This window comes from Brevundimonas sp. NPDC046655 (genome assembly GCF_044901625.1).
GTDB lineage: Bacteria > Pseudomonadota > Alphaproteobacteria > Caulobacterales > Caulobacteraceae > Brevundimonas.
Window position 1 is genome coordinate 991482 of sequence record NZ_JBJDPV010000001.1, and the last position, 21159, is coordinate 1012640.

23 protein-coding genes and 1 tRNA gene are annotated in these 21159 nt (G+C 66.2%); 13 read left to right on the forward strand and 11 right to left on the reverse strand.

The annotated features are described in order from the left end of the window. The first annotated feature begins 49 nt into the window (after positions 1-49). Together rnr and ACI2KI_RS04860 are read left to right on the forward strand one after the other, a co-directional pair. The gene (gene rnr / locus ACI2KI_RS04855; protein WP_404618225.1) at positions 50-2365 is read left to right on the forward strand and encodes a ribonuclease R; all 2316 of its coding nucleotides are present in this window, start codon (positions 50-52) and stop codon (positions 2363-2365) included. Further along, complete coding sequence (locus ACI2KI_RS04860; RefSeq protein WP_404618227.1) at positions 2362-3072, forward strand: NUDIX hydrolase; 711 nt, start codon at positions 2362-2364, stop codon at positions 3070-3072. The genes rnr and ACI2KI_RS04860 overlap by 4 nt, the downstream gene beginning before the upstream one ends. 18 nt (positions 3073-3090) lie before the next feature. Here the strand turns inward: ACI2KI_RS04860 and ACI2KI_RS04865 are convergent, their stop codons facing one another. Further along, positions 3091-3657 carry a hypothetical protein gene (locus tag ACI2KI_RS04865; protein WP_404618229.1) on the reverse strand — a complete coding sequence of 189 codons (567 nt, stop codon included), beginning with the start codon at positions 3655-3657 and terminating at the stop codon, positions 3091-3093. Positions 3658-3783: 126 nt separating this feature from the next. On the opposite strand from ACI2KI_RS04865, the gene rpmG reads away from it, so the two are divergent. Next, positions 3784-3951: a 50S ribosomal protein L33 gene (gene rpmG, locus ACI2KI_RS04870; RefSeq protein ID WP_003164451.1), complete on the forward strand. Its 168-nt coding sequence runs from the start codon at positions 3784-3786 to the stop codon at positions 3949-3951. 103 nt (positions 3952-4054) lie between these two features. On the opposite strand, the gene ACI2KI_RS04875 is transcribed toward rpmG, so the two are convergent. Together ACI2KI_RS04875 and ACI2KI_RS04880 are read right to left on the reverse strand one after the other, a co-directional pair. Then, complete coding sequence (locus ACI2KI_RS04875; RefSeq protein ID WP_292083268.1) at positions 4055-5419, reverse strand: PleD family two-component system response regulator; 1365 nt, start codon at positions 5417-5419, stop codon at positions 4055-4057. Between the two features lie 6 nt (positions 5420-5425). Then, a complete protein-coding gene (locus ACI2KI_RS04880; RefSeq protein WP_184273318.1) occupies positions 5426-5791 on the reverse strand; it encodes a response regulator in 366 nt (121 codons plus the stop codon). 165 nt (positions 5792-5956) lie between these two features. Between ACI2KI_RS04880 and ACI2KI_RS04885 the strand changes: the two genes are divergently transcribed. The 4 genes from ACI2KI_RS04885 to ACI2KI_RS04900 all read left to right on the forward strand — a co-directional run bounded on the left by ACI2KI_RS04885 (position 5957) and on the right by ACI2KI_RS04900 (position 9324). After that, the gene (locus ACI2KI_RS04885; RefSeq protein ID WP_404618934.1) at positions 5957-7213 is read left to right on the forward strand and encodes a DNA polymerase IV; all 1257 of its coding nucleotides are present in this window, start codon (positions 5957-5959) and stop codon (positions 7211-7213) included. A gap of 55 nt (positions 7214-7268) precedes the next feature. Beyond that, entirely contained in the window at positions 7269-7727 is a 459-nt protein-coding gene (locus ACI2KI_RS04890; RefSeq protein ID WP_404618231.1) for a RidA family protein, read from the forward strand. Then, positions 7724-8956: a GNAT family N-acetyltransferase gene (locus tag ACI2KI_RS04895; protein ID WP_404618233.1), complete on the forward strand. Its 1233-nt coding sequence runs from the start codon at positions 7724-7726 to the stop codon at positions 8954-8956. The genes ACI2KI_RS04890 and ACI2KI_RS04895 overlap by 4 nt, the downstream gene beginning before the upstream one ends. Positions 8957-9018: 62 nt before the next feature. After that, entirely contained in the window at positions 9019-9324 is a 306-nt protein-coding gene (locus tag ACI2KI_RS04900; RefSeq protein WP_404618235.1) for a CsbD family protein, read from the forward strand. Positions 9325-9397: 73 nt separating this feature from the next. On the opposite strand, the gene clpA is transcribed toward ACI2KI_RS04900, so the two are convergent. Continuing rightward, positions 9398-11701, reverse strand: a complete 2304-nt coding sequence (gene clpA, locus ACI2KI_RS04905; protein WP_404618237.1) for an ATP-dependent Clp protease ATP-binding subunit ClpA — start codon at positions 11699-11701, stop codon at positions 9398-9400. Between the two features lie 12 nt (positions 11702-11713). Continuing rightward, positions 11714-12043: an ATP-dependent Clp protease adapter ClpS gene (gene clpS / locus ACI2KI_RS04910; RefSeq protein ID WP_003164443.1), complete on the reverse strand. Its 330-nt coding sequence runs from the start codon at positions 12041-12043 to the stop codon at positions 11714-11716. Positions 12044-12198: 155 nt separating this feature from the next. Here clpS and ACI2KI_RS04915 point away from each other — a divergent pair, with 155 nt between their 5' ends. Continuing rightward, positions 12199-13380, forward strand: coding sequence for a S41 family peptidase (locus ACI2KI_RS04915; RefSeq protein WP_404618239.1), 1182 nt, complete (start codon positions 12199-12201; stop codon positions 13378-13380). A gap of 26 nt (positions 13381-13406) precedes the next feature. On the opposite strand, the gene ACI2KI_RS04920 is transcribed toward ACI2KI_RS04915, so the two are convergent. After that, positions 13407-13877, reverse strand: coding sequence for a TIGR01841 family phasin (locus ACI2KI_RS04920; RefSeq protein WP_312063087.1), 471 nt, complete (start codon positions 13875-13877; stop codon positions 13407-13409). Positions 13878-14144: 267 nt separating this feature from the next. Here ACI2KI_RS04920 and ACI2KI_RS04925 point away from each other — a divergent pair, with 267 nt between their 5' ends. Then, positions 14145-15572 (forward strand): D-alanyl-D-alanine carboxypeptidase, encoded by a 1428-nt coding sequence (locus ACI2KI_RS04925; protein ID WP_404618241.1) that lies wholly within the window; start codon positions 14145-14147, stop codon positions 15570-15572. Here the strand turns inward: ACI2KI_RS04925 and ACI2KI_RS04930 are convergent. Together ACI2KI_RS04930 and ACI2KI_RS04935 are read right to left on the reverse strand one after the other, a co-directional pair. Beyond that, positions 15569-16141, reverse strand: coding sequence for a DUF2239 family protein (locus ACI2KI_RS04930; RefSeq protein WP_404618243.1), 573 nt, complete (start codon positions 16139-16141; stop codon positions 15569-15571). The two genes, ACI2KI_RS04925 and ACI2KI_RS04930, sit on opposite strands and share 4 nt — an antisense overlap. Positions 16142-16209: 68 nt before the next feature. Next, positions 16210-16566: a phage holin family protein gene (locus ACI2KI_RS04935; RefSeq protein WP_292083281.1), complete on the reverse strand. Its 357-nt coding sequence runs from the start codon at positions 16564-16566 to the stop codon at positions 16210-16212. Positions 16567-16681: 115 nt separating this feature from the next. Here ACI2KI_RS04935 and ACI2KI_RS04940 point away from each other — a divergent pair, with 115 nt between their 5' ends. Continuing rightward, positions 16682-17119 (forward strand): HIT family protein, encoded by a 438-nt coding sequence (locus ACI2KI_RS04940; RefSeq protein ID WP_404618246.1) that lies wholly within the window; start codon positions 16682-16684, stop codon positions 17117-17119. On the opposite strand, the gene ACI2KI_RS04945 is transcribed toward ACI2KI_RS04940, so the two are convergent. Next, positions 17120-17470: a DMT family protein gene (locus ACI2KI_RS04945; protein WP_404618936.1), complete on the reverse strand. Its 351-nt coding sequence runs from the start codon at positions 17468-17470 to the stop codon at positions 17120-17122. Between the two features lie 51 nt (positions 17471-17521). On the opposite strand from ACI2KI_RS04945, the gene ACI2KI_RS04950 reads away from it, so the two are divergent. The 3 genes from ACI2KI_RS04950 to ACI2KI_RS04960 all read left to right on the forward strand — a co-directional run bounded on the left by ACI2KI_RS04950 (position 17522) and on the right by ACI2KI_RS04960 (position 18679). Then, positions 17522-17596 (forward strand) — tRNA-Thr (locus ACI2KI_RS04950). A 60-nt stretch (positions 17597-17656) separates the two neighbouring features. After that, positions 17657-17965 (forward strand): hypothetical protein, encoded by a 309-nt coding sequence (locus ACI2KI_RS04955; RefSeq protein WP_292083284.1) that lies wholly within the window; start codon positions 17657-17659, stop codon positions 17963-17965. 87 nt (positions 17966-18052) lie between these two features. After that, a complete protein-coding gene (locus ACI2KI_RS04960; RefSeq protein WP_404618249.1) occupies positions 18053-18679 on the forward strand; it encodes a TetR/AcrR family transcriptional regulator in 627 nt (208 codons plus the stop codon). A 177-nt stretch (positions 18680-18856) separates the two neighbouring features. Here ACI2KI_RS04960 and ACI2KI_RS04965 read toward each other — a convergent pair whose 3' ends face one another. Then, positions 18857-20740, reverse strand: coding sequence for a ferrous iron transporter B (locus ACI2KI_RS04965; protein ID WP_404618251.1), 1884 nt, complete (start codon positions 20738-20740; stop codon positions 18857-18859). Further along, entirely contained in the window at positions 20740-21012 is a 273-nt protein-coding gene (locus ACI2KI_RS04970) for a ferrous iron transport protein A (protein WP_404618253.1), read from the reverse strand. The genes ACI2KI_RS04965 and ACI2KI_RS04970 overlap by 1 nt, the downstream gene beginning before the upstream one ends. Positions 21013-21159: the final 147 nt, after the last annotated feature.

Consider the following 21159-nt stretch of genomic DNA (forward strand, 5'->3'; position numbering starts at 1 on the left):
TCACGCAAGTTTTCACCCATTTGGCCCGAAGCGCATTACATAGGGCGCAATGACCAAGACGCCGAAACGCCCCGCTGCGGGCCTGCCCGACAAAGACACCCTGATCGCCTTCCTGCGGGAAGCCGGCGAGGCCCAAAAGGCCGACATCGCCCGCGCCTTCGGATTGAAGGGCGTGGAACGCCGCCAGCTGCGCGAGATGCTGAAAACGCTGGAGGCCGAAGGCGCACTGGGCAAACGCGGCCGCAAGGGCTTTTCCGAGGCCGGCGCCCTGCCCCCCGTCGGCGTGGTCGACGTGGTTGACCGCGACGCGGACGGCGAGCTGTACGTCGAGTTGGTCAAGGGCGGCGAGGACGCGCCGCGCGCCCTTTTGTTGCCGGACCGAGAGGGCAAGGCGCCGGCGCCCGGCCTGGGCGATCGCCTGCTGGTCAAGTTCGCGCGTGGCGCCGAGGGCTGGGAGGCGCGCCTGGTCAAGCGTCTGGACGCCGGAACCAACCGCGTCCTGGGCGTGATCCGCAAGTCGGCGCGCGAAACCCGCGTCGAGCCGGTCGACAAGCGCTCCAAGGACGTCCTGCTGATCCCCTCGGCGGTGGCGGGCGACCTGCGCGACGGCGACCTGGTGCTGGCGTCGATCGAAAAGGGCGACCACCGTTACGGTCCCAAGCGCGGAAAGATCCTCGAGACCATCGGCCGCGAGGATGATCCCCGCGCCGCCTCGATCATCGCCATCCACGCCCACGGCCTGCCGACCGGCTTCTCGGAACTGGTCGAGCGCGAAGCCGAAGATCAGGCCCTGCCGACGCTCAAGGGGCGCGAGGACCTGCGCGAGGTGCCCTTCATCACCATCGACCCGGCTGACGCGCGCGACCACGACGACGCCGTCTATGCCGAACGCGACACCGATCCGAAGAACGAGGGCGGCTGGATCGTCTGGGTCGCCATCGCCGACGTCGCCGCCTACGTCCGTCCCGGCTCGGCGCTGGACCGCGAGGCCCGCGACAAGGGCAACTCGACCTACTTCCCCGACCGCGTCGAGCCCATGCTGCCGGAGATCCTGTCCAACGGCCTGTGCAGCCTGAAGCAGGGCGAGAACCGCGCCTGCATGGCCGTGCGCATGATCTTCGACAATGACGGCAAGAAAACCGGGCACAAGTTCATGCGCGGCCTGATGCGGTCCCACGCCAAGCTCAGCTACGAACAGGCCCAGGCCGCCATCGACGGTCAGCAGGATGATGTGACGGGCCCGATCATGGACGCCATCCTCTATCCCTTGTGGAACGCCTATTCGACCATGCTGAAGGGCCGCGAGCGCCGCAGCCCCCTGGCCATCGAAAGCCCCGAGCGCCGCGTCATCATGGCCCCGGGCGGCGGCATCGCCGCCATCGAGCCGCGCAAGTCGCTGGAGGCCCACCGCCTGATCGAAGAAATGATGATCCAGGCCAATGTCTGCGCCGCCGAGACGCTGGAGAAGACGCGCACGCCGCTGATCTATCGCGTCCACGAAGCGCCCAGCCAGGAGAAGATCTTCAACCTGGCTGACTTCCTGCATACCATCGGCAAGCCCTGGAACAAGGGCGAGCCGGCCAATACCAAGCGGTTCAACAAGCTGCTGGACGAAACCCGCGACGGCCCCCACGCCGAGGTGGTCAACGAGGTCGTTCTGCGCACCCAGATGCAGGCCGTCTATTCCCCGGACAACGTCGGCCACTTCGGTCTGCACCTGGACCGCTACGCCCACTTCACCTCGCCGATCCGGCGCTATTCCGACCTAATCGTGCACCGCGGCCTGATCCGCGGCCTGAACCTGGGCTCAGACGGCCTGACGGATCGTGAGATCGCCGAACTGGGCGGCATCGCCGAACACGTCACCGAAACCGAGCGCCGCTCCATGGCCGCAGAGCGCGACGCCATGGACCGCTACATCGCCGCCTTCCTGGAAGACCACGTCGGCGCAACCTTCGACGGACGGATCACCGGCGTCACCCGCTTCGGCCTTTTCGTGCGGCTGGACGAGACGGGCGCCGACGGCCTGGTGCCGGTTTCAACACTGGGCAGCGAGTATTTCACTCACGATGACCGCGCCCACGCCCTGGTCGGCGAACGCACCGGCAAACGCTTCACCCTGGGCCGCCGGGTCGAGGTCAAGTTGATGGAGGCCACGCCGGTCACCGGCGGTCTGGTGCTGGAGATGCTGTCCGACCCGGAACCGCGCGATCCCAATGCTCCGGCCCCGCGCTACGGCTTGCGCGGACGCGGCGGCGACCGTCCGCCGACACGCGGAAAAGGCCGCCCCGGCGGTCCCAAGCCCCGCAACGGCGCCAAGCCCTCCGGCGGCCTGAAGGGGGTGCGTAAGGGCAAGCGGCGGTGAAGCCCGCCGCCCCCTTCGATTCCGCTCAAGACCTGGCCGACGCCCCGCGCACGGGCGTGGCCCAGAAGCCCAAGGACGCCGCCACCCTGATCCTGACACGCGGCGGAGACCGGCCTGAAGTGTTGATGGGTCGTCGCGCCCCCGGCCATGTCTTCATGGCGTCGAAGTGGGTCTTTCCCGGCGGGCGCATCGACCGCTCCGACTTCACCGCCGCCTCGACTGGCGAACTGTCATCGGACGCGGCCCGACGGCTGGAGGCGGAAATGCCCGCCCGCCGCGCTCGCGCACTGGCTCTGACGGCGGTGCGCGAAACCTTCGAGGAAACCGGCCTGATCCTGGGTCGCCCCGCCGCGCCGGCCTCGGTCGCAGGCCCGTGGCGCGAGTATCGTCAGGCAGGCGCCCTGCCCGATCTGTCGGTCCTCTCATACATCGCCCGCGCCATCACGCCGCCGGGCCGCTCACGCCGGTTCGACGCCCGCTTCTTCATGGCTCCGGTCGAGGCTCTGCGCGATCCCGACCGGATCGAGGGCTCCGGCGAACTGGACGAGATCGCCTGGCTCCCGCTAGACGAAGCCCGCGCCCTGGACCTGCCCGCCATCACGCGCTTCGTCCTGGGCGAGATGGCCGAGCGCCTGGCCCACCCCGACCGCCCCCTGCCCTTCGTGCGCATGGTGCGCGGCCGTCATGTGGTCGAACACAGGCCCTGACGGCCCGCAGAAGCCTTGCTACTGGGCGACCGGCTTCTTCAGGTCGAACTCGACGCGGAAGTGGCGGTTGGGACGACGCAGCTCATAGGCGAACATCTGGCCCGGATGGACCTCCATCGCCCAGGTGTTGGTGGTCGAGACCGTAGCGTTGTTGGCGTTGAACAGATCGATGGATTCCTGATCGACCGGGAACTCCTGCCGCTCAGACGTGCCCGCGCCCGCCGTGTCGCCGCCGTACCAGTGCAGCGTGTCGGTCGTGCCGTCGTCGTGGCGGTGATCATGCTTCAGCCGCAGCCCTGTCGCCGTGCGCGTCACCACCCAGGTGCGCGAGCGGTCCGCGCCGACCCAGAAGGGAATGCGAATCTCTTCGGCAGAGCAGTCGCGCACATGCATCAGCAGGCGCTGACTGGCGAAATCCGAATCGGCGGCGTCGGTCGTGACCACCCGACCCTCGAAATTCTGGCCGCACAGGGCGCTCAGATTCTTGAAGAAGGCGTCCTGGGGCGTGTCCGCACGGGCGGCGGCGGGCAAGGACGTCAGGGTCAGGGCGGCGGCCGCGAGGGCGATCGAAGTCAGGGCTTTCATTTCATCACCCTAACCGTTAGGAGGCTTTCCTCAACGCGACATCGCGGGCGTTGACTTTGGTCAGCGCCTGAGTATGTTCCGCGCCTCTCGTTTCATGCGGCTTTCGCCGTCGCAAAGGTAATTCCGATGGCCAAACCGGCTTCCATCAAGATCCGCCTGAACTCCACCGCTGACACCGGCTTCTTCTACGTGACCAAGAAGAACGCCCGTACGATGACCGAAAAGATGGTCGTCAAGAAGTACGACCCGGTCGTCCGCAAGCACGTCGAGTTCAAGGAAGGCAAGATCAAGTAAGGGCTTAACCGCCCGAGCCTCAGGGCTCGCTTGACTGCAGAATTCGAAACGCCCGGCTTTTCAGCCGGGCGTTTTTCGTCGTGCGTGCAACAGGAAGAACCGCTCAGGCCGCGCGGGCCACGACCTTGTTGCGGCCCGAGGCCTTGGCCTCATAGACGCCCTCGTCCGCCCGCTTCAGCAGGGCTTCCGGCGTGTCTTCCGTTCCCATGGTCGCGGCCACACCGACCGAGACGGTGATGTTCAGATGCGCGTTTCCGTCCATGACGCGGAACGGCGCGGCGCCGACATCCCGCCGTATCCGTTCGGCGATGCGGTGCGCGTCCTCCAGCGTCGTGCCAGGCATGACCACCACGAATTCCTCGCCGCCGAAGCGGCACGGCAGGTCCACCGCGCGAACATTGGTCGCCAGCCGCACGGAAAACTCGCGCAGCACCTCGTCCCCGGCGTCATGGCCAAAGCCGTCGTTGACCGCCTTGAAGTGGTCGATGTCCAGCACCAGCACCGCCACCGGCTCGCCGCCGCGATTGGTCCGCGCCACCAGCGGCTGAAGCTGATTCGTCATGTAGCGACGATTGTGCAGACCGGTCAGGGCGTCGGTGACGGCCATCTCCAGGCTGTGGTCCAGCTTTTCGCGCAGGAAGTCGCCGTAACGCTTACGCCGCACCTGGGTGCGCACTCGCGCCGACAGTTCCTCGGGATCGACCGGGCGTGTCAGGATGTCGTTGGCGCCGAGCTCCAGCGCCTTGAGCAGCCGGGGCCGGTCCTGCGAATCGACGAGAGCCAGGATCGGCAACCGCCGCGTCGGCTCCTTGGAACGGGCTTGGGCGATCAGCCTCAGACCGTCAAACCCTTCGGACGTCACATTGACGATCATCAGATCGACCGAGCCGCGCGCCGCCTCCAGAGCCGCGACGGGATCCGCCTCCACCAACGGCCTGTGCTCGATCGCCAGTTCCTGCGCCACCTTGGCGGCCTGAAGCTCATTGTCATCGACGACCAGAACCCGCCCGCCGGAACCCTTGAGCCGCGCTACGCCCGCCGTATCGACGCCGACGCGCCGCCCGCTCTCCTCGCGCTCGCGCAGTTCGTCCATGACCATCTTCAGCCGGGTCAGGCTCTTGACCCGCGCCATCAGGATCACGTCGTCCAGCGGCTTGGTCAGGAAGTCGTCGGCGCCGGCCTCAAGTCCGCGAATCCGGTCATGCCGTCCGTCCAGCGCCGTCACCAGAACCACCGGAATATGCCGCGTCCGGGGATCGTCCTTCAGGCGCCGACAAGTCTCGAACCCGTCCATGCCCGGCATCATGACGTCCAGCAGGATCAGGTCGGGCTGCTCGGACGTCGCCAAGGCGATCGCCGAAAGCCCGTCACCGCAGGTCAGGGCGTCGTAATATTCAATCGTCAGCTTGGCTTCGAGCAGTCGAACATTGGTCTCGACGTCGTCCACCACCAGGATGCGCGCGCTCATGCGGCCCTACCCCAGATGCTTGCGGATGGTCTCGAGGAACGACACCACCGAAATGGGTTTGGAGATATAGGCCTCGCAACCACCCTGTCTGATCCGCTCCTCATCGCCCTTCATGGCGAAGGCGGTAACGGCGATGACGGGGATATGGTTCAGCTCTTCGTCGTCCTTGAGCCACTTGGTCACTTCCAGGCCCGAAATCTCCGGCAACTGGATATCCATCAAGATCAGGTCGGGACGATGCTGGCGCGCGATGGCGAGCGCCTGCAGCCCTTCGCGGGTCTGCAGGGTCTCGTAGCCCTGGGAATCGAGCAGATCATGAAAGAGCTTCATGTTCAGCTCGTTATCCTCGACGATGAGGACTTTCTTGGACATCCGCCACCCGGCTGTTTCGCCAATAATTCGCGCCGCTGCGCAGGGCTTTTCGCCTTCTTCGGATGCACTGTGGCGCGCGCAGTCTTAAGTTGAGATGAAGCTGACATTTCTCATTGCGCCATCGTGCTTCGCACTGCTTGAGCGCCGACGGAGTTCAATTTGCCCCTGAAGGCTGTCTGCCGCGACTGCCTGTGGACCGGCGACCGCAAGGTCGAACGGTGTCCGTCGTGCGCCTCGCGCCGGGTGATCGCCCACGAGAAACTCGGTGAGTTGACCATCGCCCACCTGGACTGCGACGCCTTCTACGCGTCGGTGGAAAAGCGCGACCGGCCTGAGTTGCGCGACAAGCCGGTCATCATCGGCGGCGGCAAGCGCGGCGTGGTCTCGACCGCCTGCTATGTGGCCCGCCTGCACGGCGTCGGATCGGCCATGCCCATGTATAAGGCGCTGAAGGCCTGTCCCGACGCCGTCGTCATCAAGCCTGACTTTCGCAAATACGTGGCCGAGAGCGAGCGCATCTTCGGCGCCGTCGGCAAGCTGACGCCCCTGGTCCAGACCCTGTCGCTGGACGAGGCCTGGATCGACCTGTCGGGCACAGAACGCCTTAACGGCGGCCCACCCGCCTTCCAGCTGATCCGCCTGCAGAAATGGATCGAGGACGAGACCGGCCTGACCGTCTCCATCGGACTGGCCCCCAACCGCTTCCTGGCCAAGATCGCCTCGGAACTGGACAAGCCGCGCGGCTTCTCCATCATCGGCGCGACGGAGGCGAAAGACCTGCTGGCCTCGCGCCCGGTCAACATCCTGCCCGGCGTCGGCCCCGTGTTCGGGCGCACCCTGCGCTCGGACGGCTTCGCTGTGGTCGGCGATCTGGCCGCCGCCGACGTCAAGGATCTGATCCGCCGCTACGGCGAGACGGGCCTGCGGCTCTACGACCTCAGCCACGCGCGCGACGCCCGCCCCGTCAGACCCGACCACGACCGGCGCGGCATGAGCGCCGAGACCACGTTTAACGACGATCTGACCAGCGCCGAGGACCTGGAGGCCGAGTTGTGGCCCCTATGCGAGAAGCTGGCGTCCAAGGCCCGGCGCGACGGCGTGGCTAGCCGCGTGGTGGTGCTGAAACTGCGCAAGGCCGACTTCAAAATCGTCACCCGCCGCATCACCCTGGCCGAGCCGGTGCAGACGGCGCGGGCGCTGTTTTCCGCCGGGCGCGACCTGCTGAAACCTGAACTGGGCGAGCCCTATCGCCTGATCGGCATCGGCCTGGCCGAGATCGCAGAAGCCGCCGCCGCCCCCGCCGGCCTGTTCGCGACGCCTGAGACCCGCGCCCTGAAGACCGAGACCGCCATCGACGCCCTGCGCGAGAAATTCGGCGCCGCCGCCGTGGTCGCGGGCCGCGCCCTCAAGAAGCCCGGATGACGCCGCCCGTCTGGCGCGCTAAACCCCGCACGAACCCCTCAACGGAGTCTCCGACATGAGCATCCACGCCCGCATCGCCGAACTCGGCATCACCCTGCCTGAGCCCGCCAAGCCGGTCGCCAGCTACGTCTCCTACGTCCGCACGGGCAACCAGATCCTGATCTCGGGCCAACTGTCGAACGACGCCAACGGCGGGATCAAGGGCACCGTCGGCGTCGACGTGACCCCGGAGCAGGCAGCCGAGGCCGCCCGCCTGTGCGGCATCAACCTGCTGGCCCAGATCAACGCCGCCGTCGACGGCGACCTGGATCGCGTCGTCCGCATCGTCAAGCTGGGCGGCTTCGTCCAGGCCGGTCCCGACTTCATCGCCATCCCCGCCGTCATCAACGGCTGCTCGGACCTGATGGTCGAAGTCTTCGGCGACGCGGGCAAGCACGCCCGCTCGGCCGTCGGCGTCTACAAGCTGCCGCTCGGCTTCGCCGTGGAAATCGACGCCATCATCGAGGTGAAGTGAGCTTCACGCTTCAGGTTCACGACGGGATCGCCGACATAGGCCGGGACGGGTGGGACGCCTGCGCGGCCCCGACCGGCGATCCCTTCGTCTCCTATGACTTCCTGCACGCCTGCGAGGCGTCAGGCAGCGCCGTCCCGTCCCAGGGCTGGGCGGCGCGCCACCTGTCCCTGCATGACGAAGACGGCGCCGTGATCGGCGTCATGCCCCTCTATCTGAAGGGCCACAGCCAGGGCGAATACGTCTTCGACCACAGCTGGGCCGACGCCTATCAAAGGGCGGGCGGCCGCTACTATCCCAAGCTTCTGGGCGCCGTGCCCTTCACGCCCGCGACCGGGCCGCGTTTTCTGGTGAAACCTGTCACCCCGGAAGACGCGCAGCGGCTATCCGGGGCCGCCCAAGACGCCGACGACACCGCTCTGGGCGGTCCCGGCTCTGCGCTTCGCTCCGGCCGGGATGACGCCATCAGGGAAGCCCTGCTGCAAGGCGCCCTGACCCTGGTCGAGCGCCTCGGCGTCTCGTCACTGCACGTCAACTTCCCGACCGAGCCGGAATGGCGCGCCATGACCGAGGCGGGCCTGCTGCCGCGCCGCGACATCCAGTTCATCTGGCGCAACGACGGCTATCAGACCTTCGACGACTTCCTGGCCGCCCTGTCGTCCAACCGGCGCAAGACCATCCGCCGCGAGCGCCGCGAAGCCCAGGCCGGGCTCGACATCCGCATCCTGACCGGCGCCGAGATCACCGAGGCCCACTGGGACGCCTTCTTCGCCTTCTACATGGACACCGGCGACCGCAAATGGGGCCGCCCCTATCTGACGCGCGACTTCTTCGCCCGCGTCGGGGCCAGCATGGCCGACCGCATCGCCCTGGTCATGGCCTTCCGGGACGACACGCCCATAGCCGGCGCCCTGAACTTCATCGGCCGCGACGCCCTCTACGGCCGTCAGTGGGGCGCGCTGGAGGAGGTGCCCTTCCTCCATTTCGAGCTCTGTTATTATCAGGCCATCGACTTCGCGATTTCGCGCGGCCTGTCGCGCGTCGAGGCGGGCGCCCAGGGCGAGCACAAGATCGCGCGCGGCTACCTGCCCTCCCCTGTCTATTCCGCTCACTGGATCGCCGATCCGGCCCTGCGCGATCCGGTCGCCCGCTATCTCGACAATGAGCGGCCAGCGGTCGCGGCGGAGATGGAAGCCATGACGGCCGACCTCTCGCCCTATCGCGCGCGCTGACGGAACTTGCGGCGCCGCGATACGCTTCCAATGTGAGTCTCCTCCTCACATCAGGGATCACCATGACCGATCAACGTATCGAAGGCGTCGCGACGGAACTGAAGGGCAAGGCCCAGAACGGCCTGGGTCGCCTGACCGGCGACAGCAAGCTGCAGGTCGAAGGCAAGCTGAACGAGGTCAAGGGCAAGGCGCTGGACGCCTATGGCCGCGTCATCGACGGCCTGGACGGCATGGTCGACAAGGCCCCCGCCGACCTGCGCGACCCGGCCCGCAAGGGTCTGGACTTCGCTCGCCGCAAACCCCTGCTGACCACCGGCATCATCGCCGGCGCGGCGATGCTCCTGGGTGCGCTGGGCCGTCGCCGCTAAAAGCCGCAGACAAAGCGAACAAAAAAGGCCCGGGCGTTATGCCCGGGCCTTTTCTCTTTTGGCCTGATCGAAATCAGGCCGTTTCTTCTTCCTCTTCCTTCACCGTCGCGCCCTTGGCGGGGGTGATGTCGAAGGCGATCTTGCCGTCCTTCAGCTCGACCTTGACGTGTCCGCCGCGGGTCAGGCGGCCGAACAGGATGTCGTCGGCCAGCGGCTTCTTGATGTGCTCCTGGATGACGCGGGCCAGGGGCCGCGCGCCGTACAGTTCGTCGAAGCCGTTCTTGGCCAGCCAGTCGGTCGCCTCGTCGGTCAGCTCGATGGTGATGTTGCGGTCCGCCAGTTGGGCGTCCAGCTGCATCATGAACTTGCCGACCACCGAACGGATCGTCTCCGTGCCCAGCGGCTTGAAGGCCACGATGGCGTCCAGACGGTTGCGGAACTCCGGCGCGAACAGGCGCTGGATGGCCTTGTCGTCCTCGCCCTCGACCTTGCCCCGACCGAAGCCGATGGAGGCGCGGGCGTTGTCGGCGGCCCCGGCGTTGGTGGTCATGATCAGGATGACGTTCCTGAAATCGACCTTTTTGCCCACCGCGTCGGTCAGGGTCCCGTTGTCCATCACCTGCAGCAGGATGTTGTAGACGTCGGGGTGGGCCTTCTCGATCTCGTCCAGCAGGACCACCGAATGCGGATGCTGGTCGACGGCGTCGGTCAGCAGGCCGCCCTGGTCATGGCCGACATAGCCTGGAGGCGCGCCGATCAGGCGGCTGACCGTATGGCGCTCCATGTATTCCGACATGTCGAAGCGCTGCATCTCGATGCCCAGGGTGGCGGCGAGTTGCTTGGCCACCTCGGTCTTGCCGACGCCGGTCGGGCCGCTGAACAGGAAGGCGCCGATGGGCTTGTTCGGGTCGCGCAGACCCGCCCGCGCCAGCTTCATCGCCGCCGAGACCTGCTCGATGGCCTGTTCCTGACCAAAGACGGCGCGCTTCAGATCGGTTTCCAGCTCGCGCAGGGATTCCGTGTCCGACTTGCTGACCGACTTCGACGGGATGCGGGCCATCTTGGCGATGACGGCCTCGACCTCCTTCTGGCCGATGACCTTCTTGCGCTTGGACTCAGGCAGCAGCATCTGCGACGCCCCCGCCTCGTCGATCACGTCGATGGCCTTGTCCGGCAGCTTGCGGTCGGTGATGTAGCGCGCCGACAGATCGACCGCCGTGCGGATGGCGGCGTCGGTGTAGCGCAGCTTGTGGTGGGTCTCGTAGGTCGTCTTCAGACCCTTGAGGATCTTCACCGTGTCCTCGACCGTCGGCTCGTTGACGTCGATCTTCTGGAAGCGCCGCACGAGGGCGCGGTCCTTTTCGAAGTGCTGACGGTATTCCTTGTAGGTGGTCGAACCCATGCAGCGCAGGCTGCCAGACGCCAGGGCCGGTTTCAGCAGGTTGGAGGCGTCCATCGCCCCGCCGCTGGTCGCGCCCGCGCCGATCACCGTGTGAATCTCGTCGATGAACAGGACCGCGTTCTCGTGCGTCTCCAGTTCCTTGACGACCTGTTTCAGCCGCTCCTCGAAGTCGCCGCGATAGCGGGTGCCGGCCAGCAGCGCCCCCATGTCGAGCGAGTAGATGGTGGCGTCCTTCAGGACGTCCGGCACCTCGCCGTTGACGATCTTGCGGGCCAGGCCCTCGGCGATGGCGGTCTTGCCGACGCCCGGATCGCCGACCAGCAGCGGGTTGTTCTTGGTCCGGCGGCACAGGATCTGGATCGAGCGTTCGACCTCGGCCTGACGGCCGATCAGAGGGTCGATCTTGCCGCTCTTGGCCTTCTCGTTCAGATCGACGCAGTAGGCTTCCAGCGCCTCTCCGCCGGATTTGACGGCGGCGGCGTCCTCGGCGTCCTCGGGGCTGGCGCCGCGCGCGGGACGGGTTTCGGTCGCGCCCGGCTTCTTGGCGATGCCGTGGGCGATGAAGTTGACCGCGTCATAGCGCGTCATGTCCTGCTCTTGCAGGAAGTAGGCGGCGTGGCTTTCGCGCTCGGAGAAGATGGCGACCAGGACATTGGCGCCCGTCACCTCTTCGCGGCCCGACGACTGGACGTGGATGACCGCGCGCTGGATCACGCGCTGGAAGCCCGCCGTGGGCTTGGCGTCATCTCCGTCGGCCGTGGCCAGGGCGGCCAGATCATTATCGACATAGAGGGTCAGCGCGGTCTTCAGCGCGCCGAGATCGACGTTGCAGGCCGTCATCACGCCCGAGGCGTCGGGATCGTCGATCAGGGCCAGCAGCAGGTGCTCGAGCGTGGCGTATTCGTGCCGACGCTCGTTCGCATAGTGGACCGCGCGGTGCAGGGTCTCTTCGAGAGGACGCGAAAACGAGGGCATGGGAGGTTCCTCTCAGTCCTTTTCCATCGTGCATTGCAGAGGGTGCTGGTGACGGCGCGCCGTCTCGACCACCTGGGCGACCTTGGTTTCGGCCACTTCGTAGGTGAAGACGCCGCAAACCCCGACGCCATGCTGGTGCACATGCAGCATGATGCGGGTCGCGTCTTCCCGGCTCTTCTGGAAGAACCGTTCCAGCACATAGATGACGAACTCCATGGGGGTGTAGTCGTCATTCAGGATCAGCACTCGATAGAGCGAGGGCCGCTGAAGCTTCGGCTTTGTCTCGGTGACGACGGCGGCGCCTGCGCCTCCGCCTTGTTCACCTGGCCGTCTGTTAGGCATTCGTTGTCCGTCTTCGGGGAGTCTTGATGGATCAGATAGGTGATGATGGCCTGATTTGTAGGGGCGTCCAGTCACGCCTTGTGTGAGCGGTGCTTGAGGCGCGGCTTTATCTCGCGTAACCCCGATTTATGGGGTGGGAAACGCGACGATCCGTGATGGCGCTGGCCGCAGGCAGCTTGGCGCAGGCCAGTTGTCTATCGGCCTCCGAACGAGACAATCTGGCCGTTTTCGACGCCATGTGGGAAACCATCGACGAATGGTATTTCGACCCGGCCATGAACGGCCTGGATTGGGCGGCTATTCGTCGTGATTGGCGGCCGCGAGCCGCGAAGGCCGAAACTCAGGCCGCGCTCTATCTGGATGTGCTGGTTCCGATTCTCGACCAGTTCAACACATCTCATGTCGACATCCGTCCGCCTGGCGCCCTGATGCTGTCCCCCGATCGGCGCTACAGAATGCCCCGTCAGAAACGTGGCCCATCCTTCATCCTGTCCAGAACCGATGAAGCCGGGATCGGCGCGAAGCTCACCTGGGTCGAACCCGCCTTCATCGTCGAAGACGTCACCTTTCCCGGACCATCATATGATGCGGGCCTACGCCCGGGCCAGCGCGTCAGACTGGCCGGTTGGCGGCGGCTCGACAAACACAGCCAAGAGATCGAACTGATTGAGACGCCGTCCAATCGGGTCATGACGATCAGGTGGACCCCAAAGCCGCCGCCTCCAAAGACTGAATGGCGAACCCTTAAGGACGGAACGGGCTACCTTCGCTTTAACGAATTCGAGCCGCCATCGATCGATTGGGCTGTCGCTGCTATCCAACAGTCGGCGCCGTCCGGGCTCATCCTCGACCTCCGAGACAATACGGGCGGCCTCATCAACGAGGTGGTGCGGCTGCTATCAGTCTTACTGCCCGTCGGAAGCGATATCGGCACGTTCAAAACCCGGCGGGGCAACAGCGAGAGCAGAACCCTGCCCTCGGCGGTGACTTTCGCAGGGCCGCTAGCTGTCCTGACCGGACCGCGGACGGCTAGCGGCGGCGAAGTGACCCCCGTTGCGCTTCAGCATGGCCGGCGTGCTCGGCTATTCGGCGCTAAAACCGCCGGCGCCGTCCTGGCGTCGCATATGTTCTCACTACCGGATGAGGGAAAACTGACAGTCCCCTTCGCCGATTACATCAGCCCGTCGGGACTTCGCATCGAAGGAAGCGGCCTGTCGCCCGATGTCGAGGTCGTCCGGACGCCGCAAAGCACCAGACAAGGCTTCGACCCTGCCCTGCTGGCGGCCTCTCAATGGGTGAGACAGCAAAAAGGCCCCGACGTTTCCGCCGGGGCCTGATTGTACGCCTACTGAAAAAGTCAGGCTTAGCGAGCGGCCTGGAAGCTCTCGACGGTCGCGGTGACGCGCTCGTTGATCGGCTTGAAGCTGTCCTTCACCGAAGCGGTGAAGATTTCGGTCGCCTTGCCGAACTGAGCCAGATAGGCCTCGGCGGCCGACTTGGCCCACGAGGTCTGCAGTTCGACCAGTTCCTGGACCGAACGCGCCTGGCTGATCGACTGGGCGGCGGCGACGCCGTCTTCCCAGGACTTCTTCGAGAAGGCCAGAGTCTCTTGCGACAGGGCCTCGACGCCCTTCTGGGCGGCGGCGGCCGACTCGACGACGGCTTCGAGGTTCTTCTTGCCGTGAGCGTTCAGCTCGGTCAGCGAGGCGACGGACTTGTCCACGCCTTCGCGGAAGGCCTTGGCGCCGGCGGCCTGGATGGATTCAGCCTGAGCCTTGGCCTTGGCGGTCGTCTGTTCAACGGTCTTCTTAACAGTCTCGGCGGCGTCAGCCATTGGGACTCTCCCGAAGCGAATAAAGGATCTCACGACGAACAAGGTTCATCGCGACACAGGTCATATGGTGCAAGTGCGAAATGACTTCAAGTGAAAATTGTGCGACGCAACATATGATCGCCGATCACCTGCCGGCGCCGTCCGCGATCACAACTCCGTTGACGGCTTGTTAACCCTCTCGAAACCCGCGAGTCCGATGTTAGCCTTTGTAACGCGCGGTGATCACGGTCGTCTTCGCGCCACAGTGACGAGGCTAGTAGATTGACCATGAACGCTGCATTCCGCCGCCGCTTCCTGGCCGCCCTGGTTCTGGGCGGCGTGGTCCTGACACCCGCGCTCGGCGCGCCGCCGCCGGTCGCCCAATCCTCTGACAATTCGCGCTACGCCTCGATCGTGGTCGACGCCTCCTCGGGCGAGGTGCTGTTCTCGCGCTTCGCCGACGCCCGGCGCTATCCGGCTTCGATCACCAAGGTCATGACCCTGTATCTGGTCTTCGAGGCGCTGGAGTCCGGCAAGGTCAAGCTGACCGACAACCTCACCGTCTCGCCGCGCGCCGCTTCGCAGCCGCCGTCGAAACTGGGCCTGGCCGCCGGCCAGTCGATCAGCCTGGACGACGCCATGAAGGCCACGGCGGTCCGCAGCGCCAACGACATGGCCGTGCTCCTGGCCGAGCATATCGGCGGTTCGGAAGCCCAGTTCACCGCCCGGATGACGGCCAAGGCCAAGGAGCTGGGGATGGACCACACCCGGTTCACCACGGCCAACGGCCTGCCCGACACGCGCCAGGCGACGACCGCCCGCGACCTGTCGATCCTGAGCCGCGCCGTGATGCGCGACTACCCGCAGTACTATCGCTACCTCGGCCTGCACGACTGGTACTTCAACGGTCGCGACTACCGGAACACCAACGGCCTTCTGGCCACGGGCCGGGGCTATGACGGCATCAAGACCGGCTTCACCAACGCCTCGGGCTACAACCTGGCCGCCTCTTCGGTGCGCGACGGCAAGCGGATCATCACCATCGTCATGGGCGGCCGATCGACCGCCAGCCGCAACGCCCACGTGGCCGAGTTGATGGATACCGGCTTCGAGGTCCAGCGCCGTCGCGGTCAAGGCGAACGCATCCAGGTGGCCCAGACCTTCTTCGAGCAGCGTGGCTACGGCATCAGCGCCGATCCCAATCCGCCGGTCGAATACGCCTCGGCTTCGGACGAGGATGGCGAAGGCGTGGGCTCGACCGCCGTGGCCTATGTCGCCGGTCCGCCGCCCGCCACCCTGCCGACCGAGGTGACGCCGCCGCCGTCGGCCCGCGCCGCCCCGCGCGCGACCGCTCCTGTCCAGCGCGCCGAGGCCCGCACGCCTGAAAATCTCACAGCATCTTTGAACGGCGGCTCCTCGACGCGTCGCTCGACCTCGGCCGCCCCTGCCCGCTCGACCCGCGAAGCCGCCCGCGCGCCCTCAGGCCGCTGGACGGTTCAGGTCGGCGCCTTCCGCGAGGAAGCCGTGGCCCGCGACTGGCTGAATGACGTCAGCCGCCGCTTCCGCACCCAATTCACTGATGCCCAGCGCGACGTTCAAAACGCCAACGGCTGGTATCGCTCGCGCTTCACCGGCATGACTGAAGCTGCCGCCCAGGCGGCCTGCGAGACGCTGAGTGAGCGCCGCGTGACCTGCATGGTCATCCGTCCCAGCTAGGCCGCCCTGCCCTGACCGTTGCGCCAGCTTCCCTCGGCCAGACGCCGGGCGTAGTCGGCCACGTCTGATGGCCAGGCCTCGATGGCGGCGTCAAACGCCGCCCAATCGCCGGCGAACAGCATCCGTGTCGCCTCTTCATAGCCGGGCTGATCGCCGGCCACGGCGGTCATGAAGCGATAGGCGGCCTCGCGACTGCGGCGCACGCGATCCGGCCCCTCGGCTTCGCGCAGGGCGCTCTCGACCAACTTCCGCAGCGCGACAGAGGCTCCGCCCGGCTGAGCCGCCAGCCAGTCCCAATGGCGCGGCAGCAAGGTTACCTCGCGCGCCGTCACACCCAGCTTGGGCCGCCCCGGCCCGCGCTTCTCGACCGGCTCGGACGGCAGGCGCGCCAGCACCGCCGCCAGATCGCCGCGCAAGTCGAACTCCACCGGCCGAGCGTCGGCGTCGTCGAAGACCAGAACCGCCTCGCCCGCATCATGGGCCGTCTTGACGGCGGCCACGACCTCGGCCGGCGCGCCCGAGGCGATCAGGCGATCACCGGCGAAGGCAGTGCAGGTTGCTGTGGTCATCGTCAGCTCCTTGAAGGTCGCGACGATTTACCCGGACAAAATATTCACGTCAATATTACCCGGATTATTCAACGCGCCCGCTCACCTTCGCCGAACAGGGAGGCCGCGATCCAGCTGACCACGCCTGTTACAATGGCCGCCCCGATCCCCGCCCACAGACCGTTGACCGAGAAGCCGCCCAGGAACCAGGCCGTCAGTCCAATCATCGCCGCGTTCACCACCAGCAGGAACAGACCCAAGGTCACGATGGTCAGCGGCAAGGTTAGGATCACCATGATCGGCCGCACGATGGCGTTGACCAGTCCTAGGATCACCGCCGCCGCGACCAGCGACCCGGTCGAGGTGAAGTCCACCCCCGGCACGACCTTGGCGGACAGCCACAACCCCAGAGCCGTGACCACAGCCTGAACGATGAAACGCAACATTGGACGCAATCTCCGTGAACCTTGACCATATAGCGCGTCAGATGGCGTTTCGCTCCCGTGCGAAATCCGCCCTGCCCTGCTAGCCTCCGCGCGACACCTCTGACGGAGCCTCCCCATGAGCCTTCACGGCGCTTACGACCCCGACAACATCTTCGCCAAGATCCTGCGCGGCGAGATTCCCAGCGTGAGGGTGTGGGAAGACGATGACGTCCTGGCCTTCATGGACGTCTTTCCCCAGTCCGAGGGCCACGTTCTGGTGGTGTCCAAGACATCGACGGCGCGAAACATCCTGGAGATCGAGCCGGAGCGCTTGGCCAAGTTGACCGCCGCCGTCCAGCGCACCGCCCGCGCGGTCGAAAAGGCGCTGAAGCCCGAGGGCCTCAGCCTCATGCAGTTCAATGGCGAGGCCGGAGGCCAGACCGTCTTCCATCTGCATTTCCACATCGTTCCACGATGGGCCGACCGCGCCATGAAGGGCCACGGTCATGCGCCGATGGCCGACACCGAACACCTCAAGGCCCTGGCCGCGCGGATCGCCGCCGAGCTGGACTGACTACAGCGGCCCCTTGAATATGAAGAAGGCCCCGGCCGCGATTAGCGAAAACCCGACCAGATGGTTCAGGGTCAGCTTCTCGCCCAGATAGGCCACCGAGAAGACGGCGAAGACCAGCAGGGTGATCACCTCCTGCATGGTCTTCAGCTCGGCCGCCGAATAGACTTGGTGGCCGATGCGGTTGGCGGGCACGGCCAGGCAGTATTCAAAGAAGGCGATGCCCCAGCTCAGGATCACCACGATCCACAGCGGCTTGGACCCGAATTTCAGGTGACCGTACCAGGCGAAGGTCATGAAGACGTTCGACAGGGCCAGCAGAAGGATCGGCGTGAGATAGGGCGTCATCGGCATGGCCGGACTGTGCTTGCGTCCTGCCGATTCCACCAGCATAAGGCGCGCAGCGCCGGATTAGCACAGTGGTAGTGCAGCGGTTTTGTAAACCGAAGGTCGCGGGTTCAAATCCTGCATCCGGCACCATCGCCTTGCATTAGCGACCAATGTTCGCCTAACCTGCCCTCTTCTCAGGGAGCAAGGCAGATGATCCTCACCCTCATTTTGCTCGCGGCGTTGCAAACGCCCACGACGCAGGCTGAACCTGGCGCACAGACGTCTCCGGCCGCGCAAGCCTCGCAGGCCGCCCGTCCTGCGGAAACGGCCAGGTCCAATCGCCGCGCCCGACCTGTCTGCCAGCACCGCGCCCGCACAGGCTCAGTGCTTAGACGAGATGTCTGCGTGTCCGCTCAACAGGCGGCGAACCAGCAAAGCGCCGCCAAGCAATATATAGAAGAGGCGACCGCCGGGATCGGTCATGAGGAACTGCCTCTGGGCGGCCTTCCGCGCGAATAGCCACCCGAGTGACAGCGCTGGCCTTCCTCATCCAGCGCAGGCTATAGGCTGCCATTGACGACACCTGTAGCCCGCCGCCTCCTCCCCATGTCTGAGACGACCAACAAGCTGGGCCACAAGATCGGCACGCGCGGCGCGCGGACCCGTCGCGCCATACTCGACGCCCTGCGCGAGCTGCTGAATCACAAGCACCTGGGCGAAATCCGAGCCGCCGACGTAGCTATGGCGGCGGGCGTCTCGGCGCCGACCTTCTACACCTACTTCAAGTCGGTCGAGGAAGGCCTGCTGATCCTCTGCGAAGAGGCCGGCGAGGACTTTCAACGCCTGGCGCGGCACATTCACGCCGACTGGACCGCGGACCGCGCCTTTGACGCGGTACGGGCCTATGTGCTGGAGGTCCTGGCCCTTTGGAACGATCATGGGCCGGTGCTGCGGGTCGAGCATATGCTGGCCGACAAGGGCGAGCCCGACTTCGCCGAAAGCCGCATCAAGCGAATGCGCCGCCTGCACCTGGCGCTTGAACGCCGCATCGCCCAGGCCAAGGCCAGCGGTCGCCTGCCGGAGGGCCTCAGCCCGCGCCTGACCTCCTACGAGACCGCCAATCTGGTCGAGTCAGTCGCCGCCGGTTTCGCCCTGATGCGCCGCGCCGACACTGCCGAGGCCATTGTCGACACGACGGCGCATATCGTCGTGAAGCTGACGACGGGGCGCTGACGCCCCCAGGGGCCCAGCGTCATTCCTGGTGGGCCGCGGTCAGAAGGCTCCGCCTCCTCGACCCGACGCGGAACATTCGTGCTGGCCGCAGTCAGAAGGCTCCGCCTCCTCGACCCGACGCGGAACATTCGTGCTGGCCGCGGTCAGAAGGCTCCGCCTTCTCGACCCGACGCGGCCTTAGCCCCCGCCCAGCGCCACGGCGACGTGATAGACGACGAAGGCCGCCAGATAGGCCAGCCCGAACAGATAGCCGACCATGATCATGGTCCACTTCATCGAGCCGGTCTCGCGACGGACCACGCCCAGGGTCGGCAGGCATTGCGGGGCGAAGACGTACCAGGCCAGGAAGGCCAGACCCGTAGCCAACGACCAGTCGGCCGACAGGACCGAGGCCAGGGCGCCGACGTTCTCCTCGGCGCCGGCGATCGAATAGACCGTGCCGAGCACCGCCACGGCGACCTCGCGCGCGGCCATGCCGGGGACCAGGGCCACCACCATCTGCCAGCTGAAGCCGATGGGGGCGAAGATGGGCTCCAGAGCCTTGCCGATCATGCCGGCGAAGGAATAGTCGATGGCCGGTCCCGTCGCCCCTTCGGGCGGATAGGGGAAGGTCGACAGAGCCCAGACGATGACCATCAGCGGCAGGATGATCTTGCCCGCGCGGCGAATGAAGATCTTGGCGCGCAGCCACAGATTGAACAGGACGCTCTTGATGTCGGGGATCTTGTAGGCCGGCAGCTCCATCATGAAGGGCTCGACCGCGCCGCGCCAGAAGACCCGACGGATCACCAGCGAGACCAGAAGCGCACTGACGATGCCCGCCGCATAGAGGCCGAACATCACCAGGCCCTGCAGGCTGGCCCAGCCCCAGACGGTCTCGTTCGGGATAAAGGCGGCGATGATCAGGGTGTAGACGGGAATCCGCGCCGAGCAGGTCATCAGCGGCGCGATCAGGATGGTGGTCAGGCGGTCGCGTTTCGCCTCGATCACCCGCGTGGCCATGATGCCGGGAATGGCGCAGGCGAAGCTGGACAGCAGGGGGATGAAGGCGCGGCCGTGCAGCCCCGCCCCGCCCATGATCTTGTCCATCAGGAAGGCCGCGCGGGCCATGTAGCCGAAGTCTTCCAGCACGATGATGAACAGGAAGATGATCAGGATCTGCGGCAGGAAGACCAGGACGCTGCCGACCCCGCCGATCAGACCGTCCACGATCAGACTCTGAACCAGGCCGGTGACGCCCTGATCCGGCAGGACCGTAGCCACCCATCCGCCAACCAGGGCGAAGAAGGCCTCGATGCCGTCCATCGCGGGCGTGGCCCAGGTGAAGACCGCCTGGAACATGACGAACAGGATGGCCAGCAGAATGGCCAGACCGGCGACGGGGTGCAGCAGGACGCTGTCGATCTTGCCCGTCAGGGTGTCGGGCCGCTCGGGCGGACGGACACAGGCCTTCATGATGCGCTCGGCCTCGCGGTGGGCGTCGCGGATTTCGGCGGCGGACGGGGCGTGCCACTCGCTGCGGGTCTCGCCCACGGCCTGATCGGCCTGAGCCTGCGCGGCGGCGACCAGTTCGGCGATGCCGCGCTTGCGCGTCGCCACCGTCGTGACCACGGGCGCGCCAATCTCGGCCGACAGCTTCTCAAGGTTGATGCGCAGGCCCTGACGCTGGGCGATGTCGAACATGTTGAGGGCCAGCACCATCGGGCGACCGACCTGCTTCAACTCCAGCGCCAGACGCAGCACCAGACGCAGGTTGGTGGCGTCGGCGACGCAGACCACCACGTCCGGCGGCGTCTCGCCCGGCAGGGCGCCGAGCACGGCGTCGCGGGTGACTTCCTCGTCCAGACTGCGGGCGCGCAGGGAATAGGTGCCCGGCAGGTCCAGCACCGACAGCGTGCGGCCGTCGGCGGCGTGGATGCGCCCTTCCTTCCGCTCGACGGTGACGCCGGCGTAGTTGGCGACCTTCTGGTGGGCGCCGGTCAGAGCGTTGAACAGGGCGGTCTTGCCGCTGTTGGGGTTGCCGACCAGGGCGATGCGAGCAGTGCGAACGGCCATATCCATCAGGCGTTTCCTCTATCCAGACGGATGGTCAGACTGGCCGCCTCATGCCGGCGCAAGGCCACGCGCATGTCGTCCACCTTCATCGCGATGGGATCGCGACCGAACAGGCCCTCGTGCAGCAACTCGACACGCGCCCCCTCGACGAAGCCTAGTTCCAGCAGGCGGCGTTCCAGCTCGATCTCATGTTCCTGATGGTGGCAGTGGGCGCCGACCTGAACGATGACGCCGCGATCGCCGCGTCGGGCCTGGCTAAGTTTGATGGTGTCGGTCATGGCGCTCATTACGACGGCGCCCGGCGCCGCTCACTTAAGTTGACAGTGATTATCAGCTGCGAACCGTTCGCGTCCAGTAACGATAACCGGCGCCGTTGCGACCAATCGCCCATCGGCTATCAAGGAGGTCTGGCCTATGGAGTTCGC